Here is an 18837-nt window from a genome sequence, read left to right as displayed (position 1 = left end):
CGGGCGCACTCCGGCACGGGCATAGCCTGGATGTCATGCAGCAGCCGGCACCCGCGCGTCCGCCACGCCCTGCGAAGGCGACGCTGGTCGCCGGGCTGGACGTCACGCGCGACGGATGCCTCGCCGTGATCTGCGATGTCGCGTCGGGGGCTCGGGTGCGCATCGGACGCGCGCGCACGGCGACGCCGAACGACCCGGCCGGGTGGTGGCAGGCGCTGCACGACGCGATCATCGACGCCGGCGGGTTCGGCGACGTCTCGGCGTTCGCGCTGGCCGCGCACCCGGGCCTGGTCGCGCTCGACGCGCAGGGCGAGGTCGTGCACGCCGACAGCCCGACGCCGGGCAACCCGACCTCAGGCGGTTCGGCATCCGGCGCATCCGCCCGCGCCGCGCAGGCGCTGATCGGCGAGATCGGCGCCGACGCGCTGATCGATCGCACCGGCGCGCTGCCGGATGCCGCGACGCCTATCGCCGCCGTGCGCGCGCTGCGCGAGCAGGAGCCGGATGCCGCGGCCCGCGTCGACGCCGTGCTGACACCGCACGACTGGCTCACCTGGCTGCTGCGCGGATTCGGGCCGCAGGGGCCGAACGGCCCGCGGCTGGAGGAGCTGGCCACTGACCGGTCCGAAGCCAGCGCGACCGGGTGGTGGAACCCGACCACCGGCAAGTACGAGCACGCGCTGGTGGCCGCGGCGCTCGGCCATGCGGCGATCAAGCCGCGCGTGATGCGCCCGGACGGGTGGGGCGGTGAAGCGGCGAAATGGCCGGAGCTGCACATCCGCACGGCGCGCGTGATCGGGGCGGGTGCCACGCGCCGCGCGGCGGCCGTGCTGGGCGCCGGCGTGCGCGGCGCGGCGCCCGAAGACGCGATCGTGCTGCTGGGTGCGCGGCCCGTGGTGTGCGCGGTCGCCGACGAGCCGATCCGCGACGCGCAGGTCGCCTGCCGGGCCGACGCGACCGGGCGGTATCTGCTCGAGGCGCCGTTGCCGCAGGCACCGACGGCAGCGGATGTCGCCGCCGCAGCCCTGCTGCTGCGCGAGGCCGGCACGCCGGTGAAGCGGCTGCACATCATCGTCGACGACAGTGCGAACGCGAGCGCAGCGGCCGGCGCGACCGGCCCGACCGTGACGCTCGATCCGGCCGAGGTCGCCGCCGCGCTCGACGGCGCCCACCCCGTGGTGCCGGTTGCCCAACCGCAGTTCCTGGTCGCCGACGGGATGGCCGCGCAGGCGGCGTGGGCGCACACCCGCCGGCTGCCCCAGTGGATGTCGGTGGTCCGCGCGTAGGGTTGGGGCATGCATCCGCCGGTCGAGGTCGCCGCCCCCGATCGCCCGCTCGAGACCGAGTACCGCCCGAAGCATCCGCTGCACCTGATGCTGACCGTGGGCATCCAGCAGCGCGGCACGCACGATCCGACGCAGACGATCTCCGGCCCCGTGCTCTGGCGCGCCTCGCGCACACCGTCGGGCGTCGCCACGCTCGCGCTGCGCGAGGCCTCCCCCGGTGTGATCCGGGCGGCGGCGTGGGGCGACGGCCGCGAATGGGCGCTGGCGCAGGTGCCGGCGCTGTGCGGAGCGCACGACGATCTGACCGGCTTCGACGCATCCCGGCATCCGCTCATCGCGCACGCGCACCACCGCAACCCCGGACTGCGCCTGAGCCGCACCGAGCTCGTGTTCGACGCCCTGGCCGGCGCGATCATGGAGCAGAAGGTCACCGGCCTGCAGGCGTTCGGCGCGTGGCGGCACCTGGTCACCGGGTACGGTCAGCGCGCCCCCGGCCCGACGCCGCGGCCGATGTTCGCGCCGCCGAGCATCGCCGGGTGGCGGGCGATCCCGTCGTGGGCGTGGCACCGTGCGGGACTGGAACCGCCGCAGGCGCGCACCATCGTGGAGGCGGCCCGGCGCGGGCCGGCACTCGTGCGTGCGGCCGAACGCGCGACGGGCGGCACCGCACGCGATGCCGTGCTGACCAGCGTCCGGGGCGTCGGAGCGTGGACGGCGGCCGAGACCCGCGCGCGGGCGCTGGGCGATGCCGACGCGGTCAGCGTGGGCGATGTGCACCTGTCGCACGAGGTCGGATACGCGCTGGCGGGCGCACGCACCGACGATGCCGGAATGCTCGACCTGCTGGCGGGCTGGAAGGGGCATCGGCAGCGCGTGATCCGGCTGATCCGTCTCAGCGCAGCGCGCGAGCCGCGGCGCGGGCCACGGCTGCACCCGGAGGACCATCGGGATCGCTGAGAGCCCTTGTGCATGTCGGGGGCCGGGTTCATACTCGCGGAATGAGAAAGCTCAACGCATACCTCTCTTTTCAGAACAACGCCCGCGAAGCCATGAGCTTCTACCAGTCCGTGCTCGGCGGCGACCTGTCGCTGTCGACGTTCTCGGACTTCCCCTCGATGCCGCACGATCCCGGCGACGACGACCTGATCATGCACGCCAACCTGGTCACCGACGACGGCCTGGCCCTGATGGGATCGGACACCCCGCACGGCATGCCGGTCCAGGAGCCGTCCGGGTTCTCGCTGTCGCTCAGCGGCGACGACGAGACTGCCCTGATGGCGTGCTGGGACGCGCTGTCAGACGGCGGCACCGTCACGATGCCGCTGGACACGCCGCCTTGGGGCGGCAAGTTCGGCATGCTCACCGACCGGTTCGGAGTCGGCTGGATGGTGTCGATCGACGCGGCTTAGGCTGGAGGCATGACGACTCCCGAACGCGGCCGAACGCCCGGACGGTGGCGGTTGCTTCTGGGCACCGTCGTGCTGTTCGGGCTCGGCGTGCTGATCGGGCTCATCCTGCAGAACGTCGTGCTGGGGCTGCTGCTGGCCGGTCTGATCTGGCTGGGCTGGGTCATCGCGCGCCAGTCCTCGCGCGGGCACACCCCGAAGCACGACGACATCGACGACGACGGGGCGCGCCTGTAGCCCGGCTACATCTCTTCGTGGAAGTCGGGGTCGTCGCCCTTCAGCCGTCCACGCTGCAGGCCCGCCAGCGCCGACATCTCGTCGGCGGTGAGCGCGAACCCGAACACGTCGGCGTTCTCGCGCTGCCGCCCGGCGTGGGCCGACTTCGGGATGGGCGTGGAATCGAGCTGGATGTGCCAGCGCAGCACCGCCTGGGTCGGCGAGACGCCATGCGCCGCGGCGACGTCGATCACGACCTGCTCGGTGAGCAGTTCGCTGCGGCGGGCCAGCGGGCTCCAGCTCTCGGTGCGGATGCCGTGCTCCAGGTGGAAGGCGCGCAGCTCGGGCTGCGTGAAGTACGGATGCAGCTCCACCTGGTTTACGGCCGGCGTCACGCCGGTCGCGTCGATCAGTCGGGTCAGCATCGTAGAGGTGAAGTTCGACACCCCGATCGATCGCACCAGGCCCTCTTCGCGCAGCCGGATCATCGCCTGCCACGAGTCGAGGTACTTGTCCACCGACGGGTTGGGCCAGTGGATCAGGTACAGGTCGATGTAGTCCAGACCCAGCCGCTCCAGCGATCCACGCGCCGAAGCCAGCGTGTGATCGAACCCGTGGTCGCGGCCGGGCAGCTTGGTGGTCACCAGCAGGTCCGCGCGATCGACGCCGCTGCCGCGGACGGCTTCGCCGACCTGCGCCTCGTTCTCATAGTTGACGGCCGAATCCAGCAGCCGGTAGCCGGCGGCGATGGCGGAGCGGGTGGCGGTCACGCACTCCGGCCCGCGCAGATCCCAGGTGCCGAAGCCGAGCTGCGGAAAGAGTACGCCGTCGTTCAGTGTCACTGTCGGAATCGCTGTCATGGTTCCATCCTGCACGCACGACGCCCCCGCGCCGAACGCGCGTGCAAGCTGGCCCGGCGGCGGCGCGCACGGTAGCGTCAGCGGCATGAGCGAGATCTCACCCGAAGAAGTCGCCCGTCGCCGCCAGTCGCTGCAAGAGCGCGTCGGCCCGTGGCGCCCCCGCACCCTGACCGCGGCGTTCGACGACGCGGCCGCCGCCTTCGGCGACCGGCCGTATGCGATCTCGGATGCCGCGACCCTGACCTATGCCGACGTCGTGGCGCGATCGCGCCGGCTGGCGGCCGGCCTGATCGACCTGGGCGTGCGCCCGGGCGACCGGGTCGCGATGCTGGTCGACAACCGGGTCGACTACCCGGTGCTGAAGTTCGCGATCGCCCGCACCGGGGCCATCGCGGTCGCACTGAACTACTCGTACCGGGGCGATGAGATCATCCAGCGCCTCGCGCATGCCGAGGCATCCGTGCTGCTGTCGATCGACCGGTCGGCGGCCACCGACTTCCTCGCCGTGTTCGACGAGCGCTTCGCGGGCTGGGAGGCGGGCGTGACCAGCACCGAGGTGCCGTCGCTGCGCACGATCGTGCTCGTCGAGGACGGCTGGCGTGACGGCGCCGTGACCGTCCCGCAGCTGGCCCAGCGCGGCGACGAGGCGGCGGTGGATGCGGCATCCGCCGCGATCGCCGCCGACGACGTCGCCGACATCGTCTTCACCTCGGGCACCACCGGGCACGCCCTGGGTGCGCAGCTCACGCACGACATGCTGCTGCGCAGCGGCTACGGCTCGGCCTACCACCGCGCGTTCGACGACGGCTGGCGGATCGGGTTCGCGCTGCCGCTGTACCACGTGTTCGGCTACATCGAAGGCATGCTCGCGGCGATGTTCGTCGGCGGCGCGATCGTGCCGCAGCGGGTGTTCAACCCGCGTACGACGCTCGAGCAGATCGAGCGGTTCCGCATCAATGAGGTGCTGTTCGTGCCGACGATGACCGTCGCCGTGGTCGATCAGGCGGCCAAGCTGCGCCCCGATCTGTCGAGCCTGCAGTCGGTGTTCTCGGCCGCAGCCCCCGCCCCGGTGTGGCTGTGGGAGCGGGTCATGACCGACCTGGCGCCGCAGATGATCTTCACCGGATACGGGCAGACCGAGGTCTCGGCCGCCACCGCCCTGACCCTGCCGGGCGATTCGATCCAGACGGTGTCGGCGGTGGTCGGCGCGATGAAGCTCGGCGGTGTGGCCGCGGACGGGTCGGGCCGGCTCGCCGAATACCGCACCGTCGACCCGTTCGACGGGCATCCGCTGCCCGACGGCGCCGAGGGCGAGCTGGTCGTGCGGGGTCCGCAGGTGACCCGCGAGTACGTCGGGGCGAACGCGCCGCAGGCCCTCGACGCCGACGGCTGGCTGCGCACCGGCGATCTCGGGTTCGTCGACGACGAGGGCTACATCCACCTGCGCGGGCGCAGCAAGGAGCTGTTCAAGGTCGGCGGCGAGCTGGTCGCGCCGACCGAGGTCGAGCAGGTGCTCAGCGGTGCCGACGGCGTCAGCCAGGCGTACGTCGCGGGCATCCCGGACGAGCGCTACGGCGAGGTCGGCTGGGCGTGGGTCGTGATGAACGAGGATGCCGCGCCCGACGAGCGCGCCCTGCTCGCGCACGCCCGCGCCCGCCTGGCGCCGTTCAAGGTGCCGCGCGGCTTCACGTTCCTCAGCGTCGACGAGCTGCCGATGACCACGACCGGCAAGATCCAGAAGTATCTGCTGGCCGCCTCGCACGCCCCCGCCCGTTGAGCGAGCGCAGCGAGTCGAAACGCCCCGGCGACGGGGAATGAGCAGGGGCATCCTGCGTTGTCTTTGACATGACCACTGTGGGAATCATCGGAGCAGGACACATCGGCGGCACACTTGCGCAGGGCCTGGTCGCCCGCGGCTACGACGTCGTGATCGCCAATTCGCGCGGACCCGCCACGCTCGCCGATCTGATCGGACAGCTCGGCGGAAAGGCACGCGCAGCAACGGTCGCCGAAGCCGCGGCCGCCGCGGACTGGGCGATCGTGACGGTGCCGATGACGGCCGTCGGCGACCTGCCGGCCGTGCAGCTGGCCGGCAAGATCGTGCTCGACACGTGCAACTACTACTGGGAGCGCGACGGCCACATCGCCGCTCTCGACGACAAGCAGACCACGACATCGCAGCTCGTGCAGCGGCAGCTGCCCGACGCGAAGGTCGCCAAGGCGTTCAACCACATCATGTCCACCACGATCCTCACCGACGGGTCGCCGGCCGGCACCGCGAACCGGCGCGCCCTGGCCACCGCGAGCGATCACGACGACGCGGCCGCGTTCGTGACGTCGCTGTATGACGACTTCGGCTACGACACCGTGAACATCGGCCCGCTGGCCGAGAGCTGGCGCGTCGAGCGCGACCAGCCCGCCTATGTGACCCGGCAGAACGCCGACGAGCTGCGCGCGAACCTGGCCCGCGCGGCCCGCTGAGACATGGGCATCCCGACGCTCCTGGACCACGTCGTCATCGCGGGCCCGAGCCTGGACGGGCTCGTCGCCTGGTTCGCCGAGCGCACCGGCGTCACGGCGGCGCCCGGCGGCCGGCATCCCACCGGCACCGCCAATGCGCTCGTCGCGCTGACCGTCGACGGCGCGCGCGGACGGCAGTACATCGAGCTGCTGGGCCCGGCGCCGGATGCCGAGACCACGCCGGCGCTGTTCGGCATCGACACGCTGACCGGTCCGGCCATCGTGACCTACGCCGTGCACCCGGACGACCTCGACGCGACCATCGCCGCCGCCCGCGCCGCCGGTGCCGACCCCGGCGAGGCCGCTGCGCTGTCGCGGCGCACCCCCGACGGCACCGTGCTGGCGTGGCGGCTGACCCAGCCGCGGCAAGACGGCGTGCCGTTCCTCATCGACTGGCAGGACACCGCCCACCCGGGTCTGGGCGAGCTGCCGGCGGTCGAACTCATGTCGTTCACGCGCACGCAGCCGGCCGCCGACCGCGCACGCGGGGCCATCGCTGCGCTGGGCCTGCCCGCCTCGGCCACCGCCCCCGTGGCGAGCGGTCCGAACGCCGGTTACGCGCTGACGCTTCGGACGGCCTCCGGCACCGTCACGCTGTAGCCCTCGCCTGCCCGGGCGCCTCCCGGCTCAGAACCCCGAGACGCGCTCGGCCGGCGGGATCGGGTGCGCGAGGCGGTCCAGCCGGAACGGGGCGGCCCAGTCCACCGGCGTGCCGGTGACGTCGTCGGCGATGGCCTGCGCCGCCGACATCGCCCACGCGAGCCCCCAGGCGCGGTATCCCGTGACGACGTGGATCGTCGGGTACCCGGGCAGCGCGCCGATGTACGGCATCCGGTCATAGGGCATGTAGTCGCCGGCCAGCCACCGGAACAGCACCCGGTCGACGTCGAACGTGCGCCGCACGTCGTCGATGAGTGCACGGTGACGGGCTGCCTCGTCGAACGTCGCCTCGTCGTACTCGTGGCTCTCGCCGCCGAAGATCAGCACCGGGGCACCCTCGAACGTCGCCGAGCGCATCGTGCGCATCGGGTCGTCGGTCGTGATGTACATGCTGTGCGGGTATGCGGCGCCGGGCTTGAGCCGGACGGCCAGCGCGTACGACATCTTCAGCCACAGGAAGCCGTCGAACACCTCGCGGTGCCAGAACGGCTCGCCGCTGGCCTGCAGCACGTGTCGGGCCCGGATGCGCCCGGTGCCGGTGCCGGAGGTCGTGCGCGTGACCACGACGTCGGGGTCGCCGGGGAGGATGTCGGTCGCCTCGGTGTGCTCGTAGATCACACCTCCGCGTGCGGCGACGTCGGCTGCGAGCGGAAGCAGGAACTTGCGGGGGTGGAACTGCGCTTGGCCTGAGAACTTCACGGCGCCGGTGATGTCGAACGGCAGGTCGATGGTCGTCTCGAACGTCGCAGGAAGACCGAGGGATGCCGCGGCCTCGACTTCGGCCTTCATCCGGTCGACGGTGTCGCCCCGGCGGCTGTAGACGTAGGCGTCGCGCCGGGCGAACTCGCTGTCGATGCCCAGGGACCGGCCGATCTGCTCGACCCGGTCGACGCCCCGCTGGTTGGCGTCGGCGAACGCGCGGGCCGCATTGCGGCCGTGCCGGCCGATGAGGTAGTCGTAGATCAGGTAGTGCTGCGAGGCGAGCTTGGCGGTCGTGCCGCCCGTGGTCCACTCGACCAGGCGGTCCTTCTCGATGATCACCACCGACAGGCCGCGGGCGAGGGCCTCGTAGGCGGTCACGATGCCGGTGATCCCGCCGCCGACGACGGCCAGGTCGTAGACCGTGTCGTCGTCGATCAGTGCCGGATAGTCGGTCGCCGGGGTGCTGGCCACCCACAGCGACACGTCGTCACCCTCGATGTTCTCCGACATCCGTCCTCCCGATTCCCGCGAGCGCCCACTGCCCCGACCGGCCGCACGACGTCGTGCCTGCCTGCTTGTGAGTCTGGCATGGCCGCGGGCGGGCCGGACCGCGGCGGCTCACCCGGTGCGGTTCTCGACGGCGGCGTATCGCCGGTCGTCAGGCGCGGGTGGCTTGCACGATCGCCGGCACGCTGGCGCCGTGCATGAGGCCCGAGGTCACGCTGCCCAGCACGGCCGCCCGCAGCGCCGGCTGCGTGCGGGTCGCCATCACGACCAGAACGTTCTCGAGACCTTTCAGATACCCCACGAGCGCGCCCACCGGGTCGCCGTGCAGCACATCCCATTGGGCGTCGATGCCGTACTGCTCGGCGATCTCTTCCGCGCGGGCGCGGACGTAGCCATCTTCGGTGACGTCGATGCCGAATGCCGGCGCCCCGCGCAGCACCTGCACGACGAGCAGTTCGGCACCGAGCGCGCGCGCCCATTCGGCCGCCTCGCCCGCCATCGATTCGGAGCGCGGCGTGCCGTCCAACGGCAGCAGCACGGTCGTGATCGGCGCGGGCTCGGCCCCGGCCCGCCCCTGCGGTCGATAGACCAGCACCGGGTCGTGGCTGGCCTGCACGTACTCGCGGGCGACGCTGCCGAGCACGGCGGTGCCCAGCCCGCTGTGCCCGCGCGCGGAGATCGCCGCCAGCGACCCCGGCACGCGGTCGACCTCGCCCATGATCGCGTCGCTGACCGACCCGCGCGCGACCGCGGCGTGGCCCTCGGCGCCGTACGTGCGGGCCAGGACCTGCACGTACTCCTGCGCGGCGGGCATGTCGCCGGTGCGCTCGGCGATGCGCACGAGCGACAGTGAGGCACCGATCTGCTTCGCCAGCACGGCCGCCCCCGGAATCACCTCTTCGGCGAAGGCAGAGCCATCCAGTGCCACCACGATGCGCGAGTACATTGCCGCCTCCCCAACCCGTCAGGTATGCACAATCTAGGCCAGACCTGCCAGGTTGCGCCATACGCCGCTCTCACGCCCTGGGAGTCGCGCGCAGACCACGCCCCGCGGTGACGCGGCGGTGACCGCTGACACTGTCGGCGCAGCGGACTAGCGTGGAAGCATGACCGCTCCGATCGACGCAACCACGACATCCGCCTGGGCCGAACTGGCGCAGCACAAGGTCGAGCTGAAGCCCGATCTGCGCGGCTGGTTCGCCGCCGACGCGCAGCGTGCGCAGCGTTTCAGCTTCGACCTGGCCGACCTGCACGTCGATCTGTCGAAGAACCTCATCGACGACGACATCCTCGCCGCCCTGGTGCGTCTGGGCGAGCAGACCGGGGTGACCGAGCGGTTCGCGCGGATGCTCTCCGGCGTCCACATCAACACCACCGAGGACCGCGCCGTGCTGCACACGGCGCTGCGCCGGCCCGCCGGCATCCAACCCGCCCTCGTCGTGGACGGTCAGGATGTCGATGCCGAGGTGCACGACGTGCTCGCGCGCATGCGCGCGTTCGCCGACCGGGTGCGCGAGGGCTCGTGGAAGGGCGTGACCGGCAAGAAGGTCACGCACGTGGTCAACATCGGCATCGGCGGCTCCGACCTCGGCCCGGTCATGGTCTACGAGGCGCTGAAGCCCTATGCCGATGCCGGAATCGAGGCGCGGTTCATCTCGAACATCGACCCCACTGACCTGGCGCAGACCACCGCCGACCTCGACCCCGCCACGACGCTGTTCATCGTCGCGTCCAAGACGTTCACGACGCTCGAGACGCTGACCAACGCGCGCCTGGCCCGCGACTGGCTGTGGCAGGGGCTGCAGAAAGCCGGCGCGATCGACGGATCGGACGAGGCGAAGAAGGATGCCGTCGCCCACCACTTCGTCGCCGTCTCGACCGCGCTGGAGAAGGTCGCGGCCTTCGGCATCGACACCGACAACGCGTTCGGGTTCTGGGACTGGGTGGGCGGCCGGTACTCGGTGGACTCGGCGATCGGACTGTCGCTCGAGCTCGCCCTGGGCCCCGACGCGTTCGAAGAGCTACTGGCCGGCTACCACGCCGTCGATCTGCACGTGGCATCCACTCCCCTGGCCCAGAACGTGCCGATGCTGATGGGGCTGCTCAATGTCTGGTACAACAACTTCCTCGGCGCGCAGTCGCACGCGGTGCTGCCGTATGCGCAGCTGCTGCACCGCTTTCCGGCCTATCTGCAGCAGCTGACCATGGAGTCCAACGGCAAGAGCGTGCGCTGGGACGGGTCACCGGTGACGACCGACACCGGCGAGGTGTTCTGGGGCGAGCCCGGCACGAACGGGCAGCACGCGTTCTACCAGCTGATCCACCAGGGCACGCGGCTGATCCCGGCCGACTTCATCGGGTTCGCCAACCCGGCGTATCCGCTCCAGGACGGCGACCGTGACGTGCACGGGCTGTTCCTGGCCAACTTCCTCGCGCAGACCAAGGCGCTCGCGTTCGGCAAGACCGCGGCGGAGGTCGAGGCCGAGGGCACCACCGGACCGCTCGTGGCTGCCCGCACGTTCAGCGGCAACCGGCCGACCACGTCGATCTTCGCGCCGGCGCTGACGCCGCGCGTGCTGGGCGAGCTGATCGCGCTGTACGAGCACATCACGTTCACGCAGGGGGCGGTGTGGGGCATCAATTCGTTCGACCAGTGGGGCGTCGAGCTCGGCAAGCAGCTCGCGCTGCAGATCGCTCCGGCGATCGAGGGCGACGCCGATGCCCTCGCCGCCCAGGACGGGTCGACCCGCGGCCTGCTGGAGTACTACGCGACGCACCGCAAGTAGCGGCGCACCGCCGCAAGGCCCGGTGCTCAGCCGGCGGGCGACGCCACGCGCATCAGTCGTGCGCCGTTGTGCCACAGCACGGCGCGCATCCAGTCGTCGCCGAAGCCGAGGTCGGCGAGCACCCTGATCTGGTGCGCATACGGGTACGGGATGTTGGGAAAGTCGGTGCCCAGCACGATCTTCTGCGGCATCCGCCGCCAGCGGACCAGCACCTCGGCGGGCACCGGCATGCTCGCCTGCGCATAGTCGGTGCCGACCATGGTCGTGTCCAGGTGCACGCCCGGGTGGCGCTCGGCGAGGTCCGTGAACCCACCGTACTCGGGCATGCCGCCATGGGCGATGATCAGCGGCAGATCGGGATGCCGGTGCAGCAGCGTCGCGATCCGGTCCGGACCGGTGTACCGGCCGGCGTGCGGGCCCGACCCGCAGTGGATGACGGTGGGCACCTGCGCCGAGGCCAGGGCCGACCATGCGCCGTCCAGCACCGGATCGTCTGGGGCGAATCCGCCGACCTGCACGTGGATCTTGAAGATCCGCGCGCCGTCGGCCAGCGCCGCCTCGGCGTCGGCGGTCGCGGACTGCTCGGCGAAGAACGTGCCTGAGGGCACGGCGTGCGGGTGGTGCGCGGCGAAGTCGCGCGAATAGGCGTTGAGCCACGCCGCCATGCCCGGGCGATGCGCATAGTTCAGCGTCGGGTAGGCGATCACGCCGAGCCGGGCAAGCGTCGCGATGCGCTCGGATTCACCGGTGCGATAGGCGATGGGCCAGGGCTGGTGGCCGTCGCCGTCGCCGACGTGGTCGAAGAACGCCCAGACCTTGTCGAGCACGTTCTGCGGCATGAAGTGCACGTGCGCGTCGGCGATGCCGGGCAGCCCCAGGGCACTCAGGTAGGCGGGGATCGCGGCGTCCGAGCTCGGTCCGGGCGTGGTCTGCACGGTCCCAGGCTATGCCTGCTGCGGTCCCGGGTGCGGGCTAGGCTGACGCCGTGCATCCTGCGATCGAGCCGTACGCCCACGGCCGGGTGACGCGCCCGGACGGAGCCGAGATCTATTGGGAGGCATCCGGGAACCCCGACGGTCGGCCCGCGCTGTATCTGCACGGCGGCCCCGGTGGCGGCCTCGGCGCGGGCGGCTACCGGCGACGCTTCGATCCGGCACGCTACCGGATCATCGGGATCGATCAGCGCGGCTGCGGCCGCAGCACCCCGAACGTCATCGACGATCTGGCACACCTCGACGCGAACACGACGCCGGCGCTGATCGGCGACATCGAGGCGGTGCGCCGGCACCTGGGCGTCGAGCGCTGGCTCGTGCACGGGGTGTCATGGGGCTCGACGCTCGCGCTGGCCTACGCGCTCGCGCATCCGGACCGCGTCACCGCCATCGTGGACGCCGCGGTCACGACGACGTCGCGCGCGGAGGTCGACTGGATCACCGAGACCATGGGCGCCGTGTTCCCGGAAGAGTGGGAGCGGATGGCATCCGCGCGCGAGCCCGGCGAGCGCGTCATCGACGCGTATGCGCGGCTGCTGCGAGATCCGGATGCCGCGGTGCGGGCGCGCACGGCCGCCGCATGGGACCGCTGGGAGGGCGTGCACGTCTTGCTCGATCCGCTGCGCACGGCCGGGCCGCTGCATCCCTCCGACCCGCGCACCCAGCAGATCTTCGCGACGCTCGTGACGCACTACTGGGCGCACGACGGGTTTCTGGACGTGCCGATCATCGACCGCGCCGGCCAGCTCGCCGGCATCCCCGGCGTGCTCATCCACGGCCGCCACGACGTCAGCGGGCCCGCGGCCACGGCGTGGCGGCTGCACCGGGCGTGGCCGGGCAGCCGGCTGCACATCGTCGAGACCGAGGGGCACGGCGGCCCCGAGATGATGGCGCTGGTGGCTCAGGCCACCGACGAGTTCGCGGGCTGAGCCGCGGCATCCGCTCGGACCGGTCGCTCCGGTCAGCCGCTCCGGTCAGTCCTTGCGGATGATCATCAGCAGCATCTTGGAAGGCTCCAGCGCCACCACCGAATGCGGGATGCGGGCATCCAGGTGCAGCAGCGCGCCGGGGCGCAGGTCCTTCGTGACGCCCTCGGCGGTGAAGGTGAGGTGGCCCGACAGCGCCTGCACGACGATCGGCCCGGGCGCGGTGTGCTCGGCCAACTCGGCGCCGGTGTCGAACGCGAAGACCACCGCCCGCACGCCGTCGCCGGATAACGCCATCTGGGCGTTGCGCGTGCCCGCTTCGATCTCGACGAGTGCGTCTGGGTGCTCGATAACCGTCATTGCCATGGGGCCATCCTCCCGCGGAAATGAGGGTGCCCGGGCGGATCCGGCCGCACTCGCCTGCCGTCGGCGCGGGTCAGCGCGGGTTCCACCGCGCGGGGTGGCGGCCGAGCGGGCCGGCCTGCGGCGCCCAGTCGGGGACGACGCCGTCGATCCGGCCGGGCATCGGCACGCCGCGGGCGGGCCCCCACGCGGTGTCCACCTCCTCGAGGCCGACCTCCGCGAGCCCGGCCGGAGCCTGGGCGGGTGCGGTCAGCTCGTACAGCAGGTTCGCGGTGCCGATCAGCGAGGCATGGATGCGGGCGGTGGTCCCGTCGGTCAGCCGGCGGGTCAGCGCCCGAGCGATGGCCGCACCCAGCAGCCAGCCGGCGGCATGGTCCAGCGCCTGCACGGGCAGTGGCGTCGGCGTGTCGACGCCCGCGGCGGCCGCCCCGGCAGCAGCGATGCCGCAGCTCATCTGCACGAGGCTGTCGAACCCGCGTCGTCCGCGCCACGGGCCCTCCCACCCGTAGGCGTCCAGGCTGGCGTGGATCAGATCGGCGTTGAGCGCACCCAGCGCGGCATCGTCGTAGCCGAGTCCGGCCAGCGCGTCCGACCGCAGTCCGGTCACCAGCACATCGGCGTCTGCGACCAGCCGCTCGAAGGCGGCGCGGCCCGCCGACTCCCGCAGATCGAGGAACGCGGTGCGCTTGCCCACCGTGGTCACCGGCAGCAGCGAGGTGACCTCGTCGAATCCGGGCGGATCGATGCGCAGCACGTCGGCGCCGTAGCCGCCGAGAAACGTGGTGCATGTGGGGCCTGCGATCACGCGGGTCAGATCCAGCACCCGCACGCCGGCCAGCGGGAGGCCGGCGCCCGATCGGCCGTTCCAGCGCGGCGCCGCGGATGACGCTGCCGGGCGCTCGGTGATGCTGATCGGGCGGGCGCCTGCCGTGGCGGCCCCTGCGGCGGAGGCCAGCCATTGCGCACGGTCGTGCATGACGGCGGCCGCACCGCCGGCGGCGACGACGGCGGTCTCGACCTCGTCGCCGGTGCGGGTGGCGAGGGCGGCGTGCACCGCGTCGCGGCCCCGGGCATCCAGCACCCGCTCCACGACTGCGCGATGCCAGGTGTAGTTGGTGTGCAGCCGGATCCAGCCGTCGGCGGTGCGATAGTTGCCGGCGATCGGATCCCAGATCGCCGGGTGCTCCCAGTCGACCGGCGTGAACAAGCCCTCGCGCGCGAAGTCGGCGCAGGCGTCGCGGCTGTCCACCGTGACCGCCGGGGTCGCGGCGCCCGCACGTGCCGCGACGAGCTCGGCCGCGGCGCGGAGCCCCGCCGCGATCGCGCCGGTCGCCAGTCCCGTCACGTCGAACGCGGACGGCAGCACGACGCGCGGGCCGGTGGCCGACCCGGCGCCCTCGGCCGCCTCCCCGTCTGGGCCCTGACCGCCCGCGGCCCCATCCGCGGCTCGCTCGCCCGATCCGGTCGCTGCGGTCGCGCGCCAGAGCAGCGCCAGCAGATCAGCGAATGCGCTCATCATCCGACCTCTCGGCGCGGACCGTCCCGTCACCGGTCCATGCAGGAAATGCTACCAAGCCGGCCGCGCGATGTCGGGGGGGCGATCAGCCGACGGCGTCGAGCTCGGCGACCGTCTGCTCGTCCAGGGTGAGGCTTGCCGCTCCGAGGTTGTCGGCGACGTGCGCGGCCGACGAGCTGCCGGGGATGGGGAGCATCATCGGCGAGCGCTGCAGCAGCCACGCCAGGGTCACCTGCGCCGCAGTGGCGCCCAGGCGCTGGGCTGCGGCATCCACCACGTCGTTCGCGAGCTTGCCGGCGTCCAGCGGTGCCCACGGGATGAACGCGATCTCGTGCGCGGTGCAGTAGTCGAGCACGTCCTGCGACGAGCGGTCGGCGAGGTTGTAGCGGTTCTGCACGCTGGCGACCGTGAAGTGCGTGGATGCCTCTTCGATCTGCGCGATGCTGACCTGCGAGAGCCCGAGCGCGCGCGCCTTGCCTTCGCGCTGGAAGGCCGCGAGCTCGCCGAACTGCTCGGCGAGCTCGACCTTCGGGTCGATCCGGTGCAGCTGGAACAGGTCGATCTCGTCGACCTGCAGGCGCCGCAGGCTCATCTCGAGCTGCTGGCGCAGGTATTCGGCGCGGCCGACCGGGATCCACTTGTTCGGCCCGGTGCGCACCTGGCCCGCCTTCGTGGCGATGCGCAGGCCGGCCGGGTACGGATGCAGCACCTCGGCGATGATCCGCTCGCTGACTTCGGGGCCATACGAGTCGGCGGTGTCGATGAAGTCGACACCGAGCTCGACCGCGCGGCGCACGGCCGCCCGCGCGCCCTCGGGATCGGCCGGCTCGCCCCAGATGCCGCGGCCGGTGATGCGCATCGCGCCGTAGCCGAGCCGGGTGACCGTGCCGAGGTCTTTGATCGTGATCGTGTCCGTCGTCGCTGCCGTTGCCATATTCGGTGCAATCGGGGCGAGCGGGGATCTATTCCGCGCGGGCGACTGGGGCTGGCACCACGGGCGCGCAGACAGTGCGGCCCCGCCGCGGCGCTTCACTCGAGGCGCACGGTCCCGTCGCCGTCGATGTGCCAGCCGGGGTTATGCGCGATCTCCCAGATGACACCGTTCGGGTCGGCCACGTGGCCGTGGAAGATGCCGCCGAACTCGCCCTCCTGTGCGGACTTGACGATCGACCCTCCTGCGGCGAGAAGCTGCTCGATGGTGGTGGTCACGGCGGCGCGATCTGCGACGTTGTGTGACAACGTGACTCCGCTGACGCCGCTGGTGGAGTGGCCCCGCAGCAGATCCTGATCGAACTTGTCGGCGGCGAACAGCCCGAGCACCAGGCCCGGCGCGATCTGGAAGAAGAGGATCTCACCGGGCTGGTCGAACAGCGGCGTCCACCCGAGCCCGTCGCGGTAGAACTGCCGTGCGGCGTCCAGATCGGCCGTCGCGAGGGTGAGGAAGTGCACGCGTTGATCCACGTCGTCAGTCTGGCAGGTGGGGGGCGCAGCGCGACCCGCACCCCACAGGAAACTGCCCGCCGACAGCGAGCAGCGACCGTCGCCTCTGAAGTTTTACTTCAGAATATGGGATGAATCGTATGTTAGTGCTTCGGTATCTGTCCTTGCGAGACTCGAGTCTGGCAGCACAGCCGCTGCGATGACCGAATGTCTCGACGAGGAGGCGACATGACGTCCCCCACCACCACACTCACCCCCACGCTCACTCCGCCGGTTGCGTTCACCGAGGAGTACCAGGACTTCGCCGCGTGGGTGCGCGAGTTCGCCGCCGGCCACGCCGACAGCTACCTCGAGGTCGCCCGCCGCACTGAGTTCCCCTGGCATCTCGCCCGCGCGTTGGGCGCTCAGGGCCTGCTGGGCCTGGGCACTTCGGAGGAGTACGGCGGGATGGGGCGGCTCGGCGGCGAGCTCACCAAGGTCCACCTCGGCATCGTGCACGAGGAGCTCGCTTACGCGAACTTCTATCTGGCGCAGATCGCCTACACGTGCAACTTCACCGCTCCGCTGCTGGAGAAGTTCCTTCCGGCGCACCTCGCCGCCGAGTGGATCCCGGGCATCGTCGCCGGGGAACACATCGTCGCCTTCGGCCTGACCGAGCCCGGCAGCGGATCGGACGCCTCGGCGATGCGCATGAAGGCCGCTCGAGTCGACGGGGGCTGGAGCCTCTCGGGCGAGAAGACCTCGATCACGTTCGCCCCGCACTCGAAGGGGATCATCGCGCTCGCCAAGGCCGACGCATACGTGGACGCTGACGGCCGAGAGCACCGTGGCGGCATCACGTGCTTCCTCGTCCCCTTCGACTCCCCCGGCATCGAAGTGCAGCAGTTCGACGACCCCGGGTGGAAGCCGCTCGGGCGCTCGGCCGTGTTCATGGACGACGTCTTCGTCCCGGACGAGTACGTCCTCGGCGACGTCGGCGGTGCATTCCGCATGGTGATGGCTGAGTTCGACTACACGCGCTCGGTCATCGGATTCATGTCCACCGCAGTGGCCCGCAGGGCGCTCGACATGACCATCGAATACTCCCGCATCCGGACGACGTTCGGCAAACCGATCGCCGCCTACCAGGGTGTCAGCTTCCCGATCGCCGAACACGCAACCAAACTCGAGGCGGCGCGGTGGCTCACCTACCGCGCGCTGTCGAAGGCAGATCTCGGCGAACACCACACCACCGAAGCGGCGATGGTCAAGTGGTACGCGCTGGAGGTATCACTGGCGGCGATCCACGACTGCATCATCGCGCACGGCCACACGGGCTATTCGGAGGAGCTGCCCCTCCAGTCGATGTTCCGCGACGTGTCGGGCCTCGAGATCGGCGAGGGAACGCCACAGATCCAGAAGCTGATCATCGCGCGCGCGCTGATCGGGCGGGAGTACACGCAATGACCGGGCCACTCGAAGGCGTGCGGGTGATCGACCTCACACAGGCCCTGTCCGGCCCCTACTGCACGTCGATCCTCGCCGACTATGGCGCCGACGTCATAAAGGTCGAGCCGCCCCGGGGCGACATGATCCGACACACGGGACCATTCGCCGACGACGACGCGCATCACGACTTCGGCAATGTCTTCCAGAACGCCAACCGCAACAAGCGCTCCATCGTGCTGGATTTGAAGACTGAGGCGGGTCGTGCGGTCCTGATCGAGCTCGTGCGGGGCGCCGACGCCCTGGTCGAGAACTTCAGCACGGGTGTCATGGACCGACTGAACCTCGGATACGAACTGCTGGCCGAGATCAATCCGCGGCTCGTCTACACATCCATCCGCGGATTCGGCGACCCCCGCGGAGGCGCCAGTCCCTATGCGCACTGGCCGGCGTTCGACATCGTCGCACAGGCGATGGGAGGCCTCATGAGCATCACCGGCCCGGATTCCGACACTCGCGTGCGTGTCGGATCGGGCATCGGCGATACCGTTCCGGGGCTGTTCGCAGCCCTGGGCACCGTGATGGCGCTGTTCGAAGCCAAGACATCCGGCCTCGGCCAATACGTCGACACGGCGATGACCGACGGCGTGCTCGCCGTCAGTGAGATCGTGGTCAACGTCTTCGACGCCACCGGCACTTCACCGGCGCCCATGGGCAATGCGCTGCAGGGGTTCGCGCCGTTCGACACGCTGCGTGCGCGGGATGGTGAGGTCGCGCTCGGCGCCCCGCACAATGCCCAGTGGGCGAAACTGTGCGACATCATGGGGCGGCCGGACCTCATCAGCGACGACCGCTTCGACAGCGACCACCACCGCTGGGAGAACCGCGAAGCGGTGTACGACATCGTCGGTGCATGGGTCGGACGGCATACCGTCTCCGAACTCGTCGACCTCCTCGGCGGAAAGGTGCCGCTGGCACCCGTACTCGATGCCGCGGCGATCTTCGCCGACCCGCATTTCGCCGTGCGCGGCATGCTGCCCGAAGTCGAGAATCCGCGCACCGGTCGCACCACGCACGTGACCGGCCCGGTCACAAAGCTCACCCGCACGCCGGGGCGCGTGCGCCACCGGGCACCCCTGCTGGGTGAGCACACCGCGGAGATCCTCGCGGAGATCGGCTTCGACGCGGAACGACTCGTACCTCTCGTCGCCGCCGAGACGACGCATCCCTGA

19 protein-coding genes are annotated in these 18837 nt (G+C 71.3%); 11 read left to right on the top strand and 8 right to left on the bottom strand.

Annotated features, from left to right (window positions below):
- The first annotated feature begins 35 nt into the window (after nt 1-35).
- Genes ABD705_RS08585 through ABD705_RS08570 form a run of 4 tightly spaced genes read left to right on the top strand, consistent with a single transcriptional unit; the run spans nt 36 to nt 2929 of the window.
- The gene (locus ABD705_RS08585) at nt 36-1286 is read left to right on the top strand and encodes an FGGY family carbohydrate kinase (RefSeq protein WP_344782572.1); all 1251 of its coding nucleotides are present in this window, start codon (nt 36-38) and stop codon (nt 1284-1286) included.
- Nucleotides 1287-1295: 9 nt separating this feature from the next.
- Nucleotides 1296-2243 (top strand): DNA-3-methyladenine glycosylase family protein, encoded by a 948-nt coding sequence (locus tag ABD705_RS08580; RefSeq protein ID WP_344782570.1) that lies wholly within the window; start codon nt 1296-1298, stop codon nt 2241-2243.
- A 41-nt stretch (nt 2244-2284) separates the two neighbouring features.
- Nucleotides 2285-2695 (top strand): VOC family protein, encoded by a 411-nt coding sequence (locus ABD705_RS08575; RefSeq protein ID WP_344782568.1) that lies wholly within the window; start codon nt 2285-2287, stop codon nt 2693-2695.
- A 9-nt stretch (nt 2696-2704) separates the two neighbouring features.
- A complete protein-coding gene (locus ABD705_RS08570; RefSeq protein WP_344782566.1) occupies nt 2705-2929 on the top strand; it encodes a hypothetical protein in 225 nt (74 codons plus the stop codon).
- A 5-nt stretch (nt 2930-2934) separates the two neighbouring features.
- Here the strand turns inward: ABD705_RS08570 and ABD705_RS08565 are convergent, their stop codons facing one another.
- Nucleotides 2935-3768, bottom strand: a complete 834-nt coding sequence (locus ABD705_RS08565) for an aldo/keto reductase (protein ID WP_344782564.1) — start codon at nt 3766-3768, stop codon at nt 2935-2937.
- An 85-nt stretch (nt 3769-3853) separates the two neighbouring features.
- Between ABD705_RS08565 and ABD705_RS08560 the strand changes: the two genes are divergently transcribed.
- The 3 genes from ABD705_RS08560 to ABD705_RS08550 all read left to right on the top strand — a co-directional run bounded on the left by ABD705_RS08560 (nt 3854) and on the right by ABD705_RS08550 (nt 6888).
- Entirely contained in the window at nt 3854-5545 is a 1692-nt protein-coding gene (locus ABD705_RS08560; RefSeq protein WP_344782562.1) for a class I adenylate-forming enzyme family protein, read from the top strand.
- A gap of 68 nt (nt 5546-5613) precedes the next feature.
- Nucleotides 5614-6249: an NADPH-dependent F420 reductase gene (locus ABD705_RS08555; protein WP_344782560.1), complete on the top strand. Its 636-nt coding sequence runs from the start codon at nt 5614-5616 to the stop codon at nt 6247-6249.
- A gap of 3 nt (nt 6250-6252) precedes the next feature.
- Complete coding sequence (locus ABD705_RS08550) at nt 6253-6888, top strand: VOC family protein (protein ID WP_344782558.1); 636 nt, start codon at nt 6253-6255, stop codon at nt 6886-6888.
- A 27-nt stretch (nt 6889-6915) separates the two neighbouring features.
- Here the strand turns inward: ABD705_RS08550 and ABD705_RS08545 are convergent, their stop codons facing one another.
- Nucleotides 6916-8160: an NAD(P)/FAD-dependent oxidoreductase gene (locus ABD705_RS08545; RefSeq protein ID WP_344782556.1), complete on the bottom strand. Its 1245-nt coding sequence runs from the start codon at nt 8158-8160 to the stop codon at nt 6916-6918.
- Between the two features lie 148 nt (nt 8161-8308).
- A complete protein-coding gene (locus tag ABD705_RS08540; RefSeq protein ID WP_344782554.1) occupies nt 8309-9103 on the bottom strand; it encodes a universal stress protein in 795 nt (264 codons plus the stop codon).
- 160 nt (nt 9104-9263) lie between these two features.
- Between ABD705_RS08540 and pgi the strand changes: the two genes are divergently transcribed.
- Entirely contained in the window at nt 9264-10943 is a 1680-nt protein-coding gene (pgi, locus tag ABD705_RS08535) for a glucose-6-phosphate isomerase (protein WP_344782552.1), read from the top strand.
- 26 nt (nt 10944-10969) lie between these two features.
- Here the strand turns inward: pgi and ABD705_RS08530 are convergent, their stop codons facing one another.
- Entirely contained in the window at nt 10970-11878 is a 909-nt protein-coding gene (locus tag ABD705_RS08530; RefSeq protein ID WP_344782550.1) for an amidohydrolase family protein, read from the bottom strand.
- A 50-nt stretch (nt 11879-11928) separates the two neighbouring features.
- Here ABD705_RS08530 and pip point away from each other — a divergent pair, with 50 nt between their 5' ends.
- The gene (pip, locus tag ABD705_RS08525; RefSeq protein WP_344782548.1) at nt 11929-12864 is read left to right on the top strand and encodes a prolyl aminopeptidase; all 936 of its coding nucleotides are present in this window, start codon (nt 11929-11931) and stop codon (nt 12862-12864) included.
- A gap of 45 nt (nt 12865-12909) precedes the next feature.
- On the opposite strand, the gene ABD705_RS08520 is transcribed toward pip, so the two are convergent.
- The 4 genes from ABD705_RS08520 to ABD705_RS08505 form a co-directional block, all read right to left on the bottom strand.
- Entirely contained in the window at nt 12910-13227 is a 318-nt protein-coding gene (locus ABD705_RS08520; protein ID WP_344782546.1) for a cupin domain-containing protein, read from the bottom strand.
- Nucleotides 13228-13297: 70 nt separating this feature from the next.
- Entirely contained in the window at nt 13298-14740 is a 1443-nt protein-coding gene (locus tag ABD705_RS08515) for a CoA transferase (RefSeq protein WP_344782544.1), read from the bottom strand.
- A gap of 85 nt (nt 14741-14825) precedes the next feature.
- Nucleotides 14826-15674, bottom strand: a complete 849-nt coding sequence (locus tag ABD705_RS08510; RefSeq protein ID WP_344782542.1) for an aldo/keto reductase — start codon at nt 15672-15674, stop codon at nt 14826-14828.
- Nucleotides 15675-15769: 95 nt separating this feature from the next.
- Nucleotides 15770-16201, bottom strand: a complete 432-nt coding sequence (locus tag ABD705_RS08505) for a VOC family protein (RefSeq protein WP_344782540.1) — start codon at nt 16199-16201, stop codon at nt 15770-15772.
- 207 nt (nt 16202-16408) lie between these two features.
- Between ABD705_RS08505 and ABD705_RS08500 the strand changes: the two genes are divergently transcribed.
- The gene (locus ABD705_RS08500; protein WP_344782538.1) at nt 16409-17626 is read left to right on the top strand and encodes an acyl-CoA dehydrogenase family protein; all 1218 of its coding nucleotides are present in this window, start codon (nt 16409-16411) and stop codon (nt 17624-17626) included.
- On the top strand, nt 17623-18837 hold the full coding sequence (locus tag ABD705_RS08495) for a CaiB/BaiF CoA transferase family protein (RefSeq protein WP_344782536.1): 1215 nt from the start codon (nt 17623-17625) through the stop codon (nt 18835-18837). The genes ABD705_RS08500 and ABD705_RS08495 overlap by 4 nt, the downstream gene beginning before the upstream one ends.

Origin of the sequence: Microbacterium kribbense (genome assembly GCF_039537285.1) — a bacterium.
GTDB classification, from domain to species: Bacteria; Actinomycetota; Actinomycetes; order Actinomycetales; family Microbacteriaceae; genus Microbacterium; species Microbacterium kribbense.
This window is presented reverse-complemented; position numbering and strand designations above follow the sequence as displayed.